The organism is Streptomyces misionensis, assembly GCF_007896895.1.
GTDB classification, from domain to species: domain Bacteria; phylum Actinomycetota; class Actinomycetes; order Streptomycetales; family Streptomycetaceae; genus Streptomyces; species Streptomyces misionensis_A.
Genome location: NZ_VOGW01000017.1, coordinates 17,208 through 27,402, shown reverse-complemented (window position 1 = coordinate 27,402; position 10,195 = coordinate 17,208). Strand labels below are relative to the sequence as shown.

At 75.9% G+C, this 10,195-nt stretch carries 5 protein-coding genes and 1 pseudogene; 1 reads left to right on the top strand and 5 read right to left on the bottom strand.

Annotated features, from left to right (window positions below):
- The 4 genes from FRZ03_RS03330 to FRZ03_RS03315 all read right to left on the bottom strand — a co-directional run.
- A partial coding sequence (locus FRZ03_RS03330; protein ID WP_261398494.1) for a serine/threonine-protein kinase occupies positions 1–959 on the bottom strand: 959 nt, incomplete at its 3' end.
- 445 nt (positions 960–1,404) lie between these two features.
- Complete coding sequence (locus FRZ03_RS03325) at positions 1,405–3,090, bottom strand: serine/threonine-protein kinase (RefSeq protein ID WP_146463630.1); 1,686 nt, start codon at positions 3,088–3,090, stop codon at positions 1,405–1,407.
- 121 nt (positions 3,091–3,211) lie between these two features.
- On the bottom strand, positions 3,212–4,999 hold the full coding sequence (locus tag FRZ03_RS03320; RefSeq protein WP_146463629.1) for a serine/threonine-protein kinase: 1,788 nt from the start codon (positions 4,997–4,999) through the stop codon (positions 3,212–3,214).
- Positions 5,000–5,162: 163 nt separating this feature from the next.
- Complete coding sequence (locus tag FRZ03_RS03315; RefSeq protein WP_146463628.1) at positions 5,163–7,589, bottom strand: protein kinase; 2,427 nt, start codon at positions 7,587–7,589, stop codon at positions 5,163–5,165.
- Positions 7,590–7,792: 203 nt separating this feature from the next.
- Here FRZ03_RS03315 and FRZ03_RS39990 point away from each other — a divergent pair.
- A pseudogene (locus tag FRZ03_RS39990) lies at positions 7,793–7,985 on the top strand (IS5/IS1182 family transposase); the annotation flags it as partial.
- 22 nt (positions 7,986–8,007) lie between these two features.
- On the opposite strand, the gene FRZ03_RS03305 reads toward FRZ03_RS39990, so the two are convergent.
- Positions 8,008–10,002 carry a serine/threonine-protein kinase gene (locus tag FRZ03_RS03305; RefSeq protein ID WP_146463627.1) on the bottom strand — a complete coding sequence of 665 codons (1,995 nt, stop codon included), beginning with the start codon at positions 10,000–10,002 and terminating at the stop codon, positions 8,008–8,010.
- Positions 10,003–10,195 lie beyond the last annotated feature (193 nt).

Below are 10,195 nucleotides of genomic sequence, written 5' to 3'. Positions count from 1 at the left end.
GACGACGGCGCCGCCACGGCGTCCGGCGCGTCCATGACCGGCGGTGCGTCCGCGGCATCCGGTACGCCCATCGCCTCCGGCGCGGCGGAGCCGTGCGCGTCCGTGCCGTGCGCATCCGCGCCATGCGCGCCGTGCTCTTCCTCGCCGTGCGCGTTCATGCCATGCGCGTCGTGCGCGTCCGCGTCGTGTGCGTCCATGCCGTCCGGTCCGTCCGCCGCCCCCAGGTACTCCCGCAGCGCCGACGCCACCTGCTCGGCGCCGGGCCGGGCCTCCGGCCGCTCGGCGAGCAGCCGGTCCAGGAGGGGGCCGAGCGGGCCGGGGTCCGCGTCGCCGACGGCGGTGCGCAGCAGGGCGCCCAGGCACCACAGGTCGGAGGCGGGTCCCGCGCCGGGGCCCGCCGCGCGCTCGGGGGCGGTGAAGGCGGCGGGTGTGTCCCCCGCGGGCCCGTCGCCTATGCCGAAGTCGGTGAGGACGACCCGGCCGGTGCCGGACTCCAGCAGCACGTTGGCCGGCTTGAGGTCGCGGTGCACGATGCCCACGGCGTGCGCGGCGCGCAGGGCGCCGAGGACGGCGAGCCCGATGCGGGCGGCCTCGGCGGGCGGCAGCGGTCCGCGGCGCAGGGCCGCGGCCAGGGACTCGCCCTCCACCAGCTCCATCACGATCCAGGGGACGCCGGCCTCGGTGACGACGTCGTACACGGTGACGGCGCAGGGATGCCGCACCCGGGTGGCCGCGCGGGCCTCCCGGTAGAGCCGGTGGGAGAGCCGGGCGCTGTCCTCGTCCTCGGCCGGGTCGCCGGGCAGCAGGGGCTCCTTGACGGCGACGCGCCCGTGCCCCTCCCCGTCCTCGTCCCGGGCCCGCCACACGGTCCCGGTGGGGCCGGTGCCGAGGCGGTCGGTCAGCCGGTAGCGCCCGCCGATCAGCCGTGCGCCGGGCGGGTGTGCGCCGTCTTCAGCCATGCCCCATCAGTACCCCGCGCGGCACGCCGTTGTCGAAGCGGTACGGTCGGGCCGCCCACCGCCGTAACGCCAACTCTCCGACCACTGAGCCTACTTCGACGGCGCCGGCGCCCGAAAAGTGCGCGGGGATCGCCGATGCCCGCTCCTCTGCCGCCCGTTGCAGCACCCGCCGCCTGCTCGCAGCCGCCTGTCGCGGGTCGGGGCAGAAGCAGCCGGCGCACCGCGGCCGCAGGACCTGCACCGGGCTGTGGAGCATGTCCCGACGAACACGGCGTGTTCACGGCCGTGTTCCCGTTCGGGAAGGCGGTCCGGTGTCCGCGGTTCCTCGACGACGGCCTCACGGTCCACCGTCCCGGAGCGAACCCGCCCCGCCGCGCCCGGGCCGGCCACCGGCGTCCGGCCGGGTTCCGTGCGCTCCCCCGGCGGCCGAGGGACACGGCTCGTCTCAAAAACCGCCGGGCGCGAAGGTGTCCAGCGCGACGTCGAAGTACTCCCGGGCCTCGCGCGCCTTCCCCACCGGCGCCGACACCCACACGTCGTACAGCCGCCCGGACTCCTCCCAGCACAGGTCGTAGGTGTGCCGCGGGCCCTCCGCCGCGCTGTACCCGTTCCAGGTGAACTCCCAGAGGGCGGCAGGGTGTCCGTCGTGCGTGGTGCGGGTGACGCGGCCGTCGTGGTAACCGGGGTTGGACACCGCCCCGTTGGCCGCCTGGGTGCTCATCGCGGCCTGCGGGCCACCCGGTCGGGCGTCGGCGACCTTGACGCCGAGGCGGTACGTGCCCTCCGGCGAGAGGTAGAACACCCGCTCGCCCTGCGGGCTGCGGACGAACTCCCGTGGCACGGCGAGCGAGAAACCGGCCGGGTCCCGGGCCGTGCGGTAGCCGGAGGGCGCGCCGCGGGGACCCGGACCGGCGGTGCCGGTGAGGCCCGGAGCGGACGGGGTGGCGCGCTGCCCGGCCGAGGGCGACGGAGTCCGGCTCGTGCCGGTGCCGGTCGCCGGGGTCGTCGCCGTCCCGCCCGGGCTGCCGCCGCCCCCGCTCTCGTGCCGGTTGAGCAGCAGTGTCGCGGCCGAGACGCCCGCGCCCGCCAGCGCGGCGACGAGCAGCGCCGCCACCAGCGTCCCGCGGGTCGACGACCGCGCGGGCACCGGTTCGGTGGCGGGCCCGGGCGCGCCGGGCGGCGGGTCGGACACGCCGGGCCGGGCCGGGGGCTCCGGCGCGGGCACGGTCTTCGGCGCCCGGCCCATCCCGAGCCGGTGCCCGCGCGGCGCGCCGGCCGCCTCCGCGGCCCCCGGGGTGCGCCCGGTCTCCAGGTACACCCGCAGCATCCGCTCGGCCTCCTGCGCGCCGAGCCGCCGGTCCGGGTCCCGCTCCAGCAGGCCCCGTACGACGGGCAGCAGCGGCTCGGCCTGGACGGGCGGCCGGATCTCCGCGGTGACCACGGCGTGCAGGATGCCGCCGAGCGAGTCGCGCCGGAACGGCGACTCGCCGCTGAGCACCGTGCACAGCAGCGCGCCCAGCGACCACAGGTCGGACTCCGGGCCGGTGCGCACCCCGGACATCCGCTCCGGGGCGGTGTACTCGGGCGAGCCGACGAAGGAGCCGGTCTCGGTGAGCGTGGTGGCGCCCGAGACCTGGGCGATGCCGAAGTCGGTGAGGACGACGCGGTCGGTGGCGGTCTCGATCAGCACGTTCGCGGGCTTGATGTCCCGGTGCAGCACCCCGGCCTCGTGCGCGGTGTGCAGGGCGCCGAGCAGGGCGATCCCGATGCGGGCGGCCTCGACCGGGGTCATCGGGCCGTGCCGGGCGATCCGGTCGGCGAGCGAGCAGCCGTCGATCAACTCCATGACCAGGTAGGGCCGTTCGTCCTGCTCGACCACGTCGTGCACGACGATGATGTGCGGGTGCCGCAGCTGGGCGACCGCGCGGGCCTCCCGGAGGGTCCGGTCGCGGCGGCGCCGGACGTCGTCCTCGGGGAGCGAGTCGTCCGCGAGGAGTTCCTTGACCGCGACCAGCCGGCCCAGCAGCAGATCGCTCGCCCGCCACACGACACCCATGCCGCCGCGCCCGATACGCGCCTCCAGGCGGTAACGGCCGGCGATCACCCGGAAGTCGGCGCCCTCGGTCCCCATGGGCCCATCATGCCGCAACGGACCCACCCGCTCCGTGGCTCCGATCGGCCAAGCCGGGCCGCTCAGTGACTCTTTTTCAGCCGTTTCAGTCGCAAAGCGCACCCGTTCGGGCCAGCGCCCGTCATCTCGTCGTACTCGGCTGCTGCCAGCTCTGGAGGACCCACTTGAACTGCTTGGAGGTCCTGGGCCAGTCGGCGGCGGGCCCGGACATGTAGAGGGCGTACTCGGTGCCCTCGCGGGAGAAGTACGTCTCCTCGACGGCGTGGCGCGGGCCCGGCACATAGGGCGGGTCCTTCTGCAGCGCGGTCCAGGTGTACTCCCACAGCGAGCCCTTGCGGTCGCGGTAGACGTTCTGCTTCAGGGTCACCCGCCGGTAGTCGACCAGCCGTTGCAGCTGCTGCTCCAGGTCCACCTGGTGCGCGTAGGGGTCGGCGAAGTCCGGCGAGGAGTCGATGGATATGCGGACGAAGTGCTTGCCGCCGTCCGGGGTGTAGTCGATCTGCTTCAGGGGGCCGTTGATGCCGTAGACCTGGCGCTTCCAGCCCTTGGGGAGCGAGATGCTGAAGCCCAGCGGATCGTGGCGGGTCTCCCAGTTCTCCGGGACGGTGCCGGCCGGGCCCGGCTGGTCGCCGGGGCTCGCCGAGGACGTCGGGGCCGGGGCGGGATCGCCGGACGTCGTGCCGTCCTGCCGCGCGTCGTTCCACTGCTGGAAGCCCACCGCGGCACCGCCGCCGAGCACGGCCGCGACGGCGACGACGAGCGCGAGCGTCCGCAGCCGGCGCCGGGGGCGGCCCGGCCGTCCACCGGTGTGCGCCGGCACCGGGCCCACCGTCGTGGGGCCCACGGGCGTCACCCCGCCGGCCGCGCCGGCGTAGCCGGTCGCCGCCGAACCGGCGCCCTGGGCAGAGGCGTTCGTCCCGGAGCCGTACACCGCGGTGGGCCCGGCCGGTGCCCCCGGCCCGTGCGCACCCGCACCGGGCACCTGCGCACCCGGGCCGGTCCCGTGCACACCCGTACCCGGCCCGTACGCACCCGTACCCGATCCGTGCAGGCCCGTGCCCTGGGTCGGCACGAACGCCTGGGCGGTGTGGGGCCGCCGGCCCGCCGCGGCCTCGGCGAGCATCTGCTCGGCCTCCTCCGCGCCCGGCCGCTGGGCCGGCTCCTTGCGCAGCAGCGCGGCGATGACCGGACCGAGCGTCCCGGCGTGCCGCGGCTCCTCGGCGTCCTCCTCGACGACCGCCTGCATGGTGCTCAGCGGCGAGGTGCGGCGGAACGGCGAACGCCCCTCGACCGCCGTGTACAGCGTGGCGCCGAGCGCCCACAGGTCGGAGGAGGGGCCGGGGTCGTGGCCGCGCACCCGCTCGGGCGCGAGGTAGTCGACCGAGCCGACGACCTCTCCGGTGCGGGTGATGGTGGAGTCGCCCTCGATCTGGGCGATGCCGAAGTCGGTGAGCAGCACCCGGCCGTCCCGGCCGAGGAGGACGTTGCCGGGCTTGACGTCCCGGTGCAAGACGCCTGCGGAGTGCGCGGCGCGCAGCGCCCGCAGCACCCACATCCCGATGCGCGCCGCCTCCCGGGGCTCCACGCGCCCCCGCTCCTTGACCTCGTCGGCCAGCGAGTTGCCCTCGACCAGCTCCATCACGATCCAGGGGCGGCCGTCGTGTTCGAGGACGTCGTGCACGGTGACGACGGCGGAGTGGTTGATGCGCGCCGCGGCCCGCGCCTCGGCCCGGGTGCGGGCCAGCAGCACGGCCTGCTCGCTGTCGGGGACGTAGAGCGCCGCGGTCAGCTCCTTGACGGCGACCGCCCGGTGCAGCACCTCGTCGTGCGCGCGCCACACCCGGCCCATGCCGCCGCTGCCGATGGAGTCGACGAGCCGGTAGCGGCCCGCGATGAGCAGGCCCTGCATCTGATTCACGTTGCCCCGCAATGCTCTTGTCAGGGTCAGACTAAGGACCGGCCCGTTCGGGGGGAACAAGCGGGGTCCGTTGGAAACCGCACTGTGACGATGGTCATTTCCGCGCCAGAACGGGAACCGGCGCGCCGGAACAGGGGAGTTGTGTACGCGTTGCTCAGCCGGTGTAGCGGTACGTCGCGGTAGCTTCCTCGTACAACCGTGTCACCTCGTCCCGGTCGGCGTCGGGGCCGCGGACCTGGAGGATGTGGTAGCGGCCGTCCAGCAGGATCGCCATGTTGCGCACGAACAGGTCCCGTCCCTGCCCGTCGGTCCAGGTGAACTGCCCCTCGGCCATGGTCCGTCCGCCCACCTCTATGGTGCGCAGCCCGGTGGCGGTGGCCCAGCTGGAGTCGCGGTACGGCTGGAGTTCGCGCTCCTTGTCCCGCTGATAGGCCATCGGATCGCTGCCGTACGACGAGGCGCCGTCCCGTCCGGGTACGACGATGAGCTGGAAGTCGCCGTGCGCGTAGACGACTTCGCCGCTGCCGTTCTTCGGGGCGCGGCTCCAGCCCTTGGCCACGGCGATCTCGAAGCCCTCGGGGTCCTCGCGCAGGGTGAAGCCGTCGGGGACGGAGGAGGCGCCGCCGTTCTGGGTCTCGCCGGCGGACGGGCCGCCCTGGGTGCGCGAGGGTGCGGGGGCCGGCTGCCCGGTGGTGCGGTCCGTGCCGCCCGGGGCCCCGCCGTGCGCGTGCTGCTTCGGCATGAACAGCATCGCGTACGCGACCGCTCCGGCCAGCAGCAGGAGGATCAGCAGGAGCAGGACCCGGCCCAGCCTGCGGGGTGAACCCGCCTCCTCGCGGCCCCGCTTGTGCCGTCCGTGGGGATGCGTCTCGGGCAGCCGGGCCCGGCGTCGCCGCACCAGCTCACCGCGGCGCCGCACGATCGGCAGCCGGCGCGGGTCGGCCGGCGGCACGGGCACGACCCGGGTACCGGCCTCCGGCTCGGGCGCGGAGCGCACCAGCGAGCGCAGCCAGCCGTTCAGTTCCTCGAAGTCCGGGCGTTCGGTGGGGTCCTGGCGCAGCAGCGACTCCACGACCGGCCGCAGCGGTCCGCACTCCTCGGCGTAGGCGGGCGGCTCGGCGCACACCAGTTGCACCAGCTCGGCGGTGGACTCCTCGGGATACGGCGCGTGCCCCTGCACCGCCCGGAACAGCAGCGCGCCCAGCGCCCACAGATCGGTGGCGGGCCCGACCGGCGGCGCCAGCTGCCAGTTCTCGTGCACGGGCCCGGCCTGCTCCGGCGCCCAGCGCTCGGTCACCGGCCCGACCACCGCCATCCGCGCCTGCCGGGCCCGCTCGGCGGCGAGCGCGCCGGCGGGCTGCCGTCCACCGGTGGCGGGACCGGCGTGGTCCCAGCCGGCGCCGGCCCGCGGAGGGACGGCGGGCACGGGGGCGGGGGCCTGCCGGCGCGCGGGTTCCAGCTCGCGCGGGGCGACGCCCGGTTCGCCGCCGTGCACCCCGTAGGGATCGGCGGTGAGGCCGGACGGGGCGGGGTACGGGGACCGCGCCGTGCCGTCGTCCCGGACGGCCCGGTCGGGGCCGGGGCCGTCCTCGGCGGGCCGCCGGGCACCCGGCAGGGCGGCGCGTCCGTTCTGCTGGGCCTCCTGCACCCGGGCCGCGGCGCGGGCGCCGGCCCGGTACGCGGCGATGGCACCGGCCCGCGCGGCACGGATGTCCGCGCCGCTCTCCGGCGCCTGCCGCCCCGCGGGAGCGGGCCCGCCGGGCCCACCGCCACCGGGTCCGCCGGGTCCGGTCCCGGTGGCACCGGACGCCCCGCCGGCCGCCCGCGCCCGGATGGCGGCCCGGCGCGCGGCCTCGGCGTCCACGGCACCGGGCGCGGCCCCGCCGGCCCCGGGATGCCCGGCGCCTTGGCCCGCGTCCCGGTCCCCGGGCCGCTCCGGGGAGCCTTCCCCGTCGTCCTCCCGCCCCGGGACCGGGTCGTAGCCGCACAGCGCCTCCTCCGCCGCGCCCGAGGCGAGGCCGGTCAGCAGGACGCGGCCGTCGTCGCAGACGAGGACGGTGCGGGCGGTGACGTTGCGGTGCACCCAGCCGTGGGCGTGCAGCACCCGCAGCGCCATGAGCACGTCGGAGGCGACCTCGGCCGCCCGGTACGGGGTGAGCGGCCGCTCGGCGAGCAGCGCGGCCAGCGGACGCGCGGCCACCCACTCGCTCACGATCCACAGCGAGCCGCCCTCGGCGAACACGTCGAACACCTGGTCGAGGCGCGGGTGGTCGGGCACGGCGGCCGCCGCCTGGGCGGCCTCGACGGCGCGCCGCACCGCGGGATCGGCGGGCTGCCGTGTCGCGGCGCCCGCACCCGGTGCGGGTCGCGCGCCGTGCCCACGCGCCGTGAACCCCTCGGGCAGCCCCTCCGCGTCGAGCACCTCCGCCTCGACGACCTCGGGCAGCGGCACCTGGCGGACCAGCACTTCCTGCCCGCTGTACGTGTCGAAGGCGCGGGTCTCGGTGAGTTCGTACGCGTCGGACGGCGGCAGCGGCAGACGGTAGCGGTCGGCCAGCACCCGGCCCGCGTAGTCGTCCATTCCGCCTCCCCCTCCCCCGGCTTCGTACGGTCCGCAACCATTCACGATACGTGCCCGGGGCAACCCGCACCGTGCGGATGACGGATTATCAGGCCTCGAACAGGCCTCGAAGGAGCTTCGAACGGGCTACGGTCCGACCGTGCCCCGCCCAGGTTCTGTTTTTCGGTCCGGGCGGGCGGCCGCCTCGGCGGCCCCGCCGCAGGCGGTGGCCTGTCGAAAGGGCCACGCCTGGCAGAACGCCTCGCCTTCCACCGCCTCGCCCGCTGCCACGAGCGCCGGGCGACTGCCATCGACGTCTTCTTCGACCTCGCCGGCACCACCATCACCGTCCGCAGCATGACGCGACGGGCATGGACCACCCACCGCCGGCACGAACGCCCGGTCCACCGCCCGTGAGACCACGCCCGTCCGGGGGCCTCTAGGACTTGGGCCGGAACGACTCCGTCAGGGTCTTCCAGGTGTCCTTGCGCAGGTCGCCGTCCCACTCGCCGGCCTTCGCGGTGTACATCAGTGCGTACCCGAGGTGGCCGTTCACCACGAAGCCGCGGTCGATCGTGCGGTATTCGGTGCCGCCGTCGACGTAGGTGAACTCCCAGTCGGCCGTGTTCCAGCCGCGGTAATCCACCTTCTCTATCCGGACCTTGTGGTACTGCGAGCGCACCATGTAGCGCTCCTGGTTCTTCCAGTCCGCCACCGGGTCGTCCTTGGGCGTGCCGGTCCAGGCGACGAGCAGCTTCTGCCCGCCGGGCCCGGTGTAGCGGTCGCCCGCGGACCCGTGGGACTGGTACGACCACCCCTTGGGCAGCCCGATCGCGTACCCCTGGCCGCCCTTGCGGGTGGAGACGGCGGGCGCGCTCCCGCCCTCGTCGGCGGCCGTGCTCGCACGGGTGCCGGGCGCGGACGCCGTACCGGCGGGGGCGGAGTTCCCGCCGTCCGTGTGCGTGCCGCCGTCCGGCTCCTTGCCCTGGGCGTGCCCGGCGGAGGCGCTCGCGCCGGCCGGGGCCTCGGCGGCGCCCTTGTCGTCCTTGTCGTCGCCGCCGAACGCGAGGGCCAGGACGGTGCCGAGCACCGCGAGGGCGACCACCACGGCGACGATCACCAGCGTGCGTCTGGGCACCACATCGGTCAGCGGCGCCCTCGGCGCCTGCCGCGGCGGCAGGTCCAGGTCCGGCGGCGGCATCACGGGCCAGCCCGAACCGGGCTTGGCGCCGGTGCCGCCGGGGTTGCGCGCCCCGGGGGCGGGCACGGCGGCGCCCGGACCGGTGGACGCGGTACGACCGGCGGCCGCGCCCCCGGGAGCCGCACCCCCGGCCGTACGGTCACCGGCCGGACGGCCGGCCACCGCCCCGCCGGCGCCCTTCGCCCCGGGCGCCTCGCCGCTCTTCGGCCTGTTCGTGGCCGCCGCCGCGCCGGCCGCGCCGGCCGCCTTGCGGACCGAACGCAGCGCGCCGCGCAGCTTCTCCGCGGCCTCCTCGCCCCGCTTGCCCTCGCCGTCGGGCTGCACCGGCAGCGGCACCACCCGGGTGGCGTCCAGCGGCTCGGCCTCGGGCGCGTGGATCACCTTGTTCAGCAGCGCCCGGGCCCCGGCGTCGTCGAGCCGCTTGGCCGGGTCCTTGCTGAGCAGGCCGTAGATGACGCCCCGCAGCGGGCCCGCGTTCTTGGGCTCCTCCAGCGGCTCGGTCATCACCGCGGTGAGCGTGGCGATCGCCGAACCCTTGTCGTACGGCGGCACGCCCTCGACCGCCGCGTACAGCAGGCCGCCGAGCGACCACAGGTCGGCGGCCGGTCCGGGCTTGTGGCCGCGGGCGCGCTCCGGGGAGATGTAGGAGGGGGCGCCGACGAGCATGCCGGTGGAGGTGATGGACGGGTCGCCCTCGACCTGCGCGATGCCGAAGTCGGTGAGGACGACCCGGCCGTCGTCGGCGATCAGCACGTTGGACGGCTTCACGTCCCGGTGCAGGATGCCCTCGCGGTGGGCGGAGCGCAGCACGTCCAGGACGGCGAGGCCCACCTCGGCGGCGCGCCGGGGCTTCAGCACGCCGTCCTCGCGGATGACCTCGGCGAGGGACTTGCCCTCCACCAGTTCCATGACGATCCAGGGCCGGTCGTCCTCGTCGACCACGTCGAAGACCGTCACCGCGCTGTTGTTGCGGATCCGGGCGATCGCCTTGGCCTCGCGCAGGGTGCGCGTGATCAGGCGCCGCTTCTCCTCCTCGTCGATGTTCGACGGGAACCGCAGTTCCTTGACGGCGACCGTCCGGCCCAGGGTCTCGTCCTCGGCGCGCCAGACCGTGCCCATGCCGCCGCGGCCCAGCACGTCTCCCAGCCGGTACCGCCCGGCGAGGAGACGCCGTCCGCTCTTGTCCTGACGAGTCTCCTGACGAGATGTCCCCGCCCGCTCCGCCTCCGACATGCGTCCCCTCATACAACCCGCCCTGACAGAGCCTCCATTGTCTCTCACCCGGCAAGTGGTCGATGCCCTGGGGCCCTCACCCCGTCAGGTCCGGCGCGCGCCCCGGAGCCCGCCGAAGCGGCCCTCGCGCCCGGCGGCATGACGGCCCGTGAGAAACCGGCGACCCGCGGTGCCGACCCTTCGGGCACACCCG

Bases quoted from the DNA above. Each gene is read 5' to 3' on its own strand.
- FRZ03_RS03325 (WP_146463630.1), bottom strand. From the start codon at position 3,090: ATGGGGACCGAGGGCGCCGACTTCCGGGTGATCGCCGGCCGTTACCGC.
- FRZ03_RS03320 (WP_146463629.1), bottom strand. From the start codon at position 4,999: ATGCAGGGCCTGCTCATCGCGGGCCGCTACCGGCTCGTCGACTCCATC.
- FRZ03_RS03315 (WP_146463628.1), bottom strand. From the start codon at position 7,589: ATGGACGACTACGCGGGCCGGGTGCTGGCCGACCGCTACCGTCTGCCG.
- FRZ03_RS03305 (WP_146463627.1), bottom strand. From the start codon at position 10,002: ATGTCGGAGGCGGAGCGGGCGGGGACATCTCGTCAGGAGACTCGTCAG.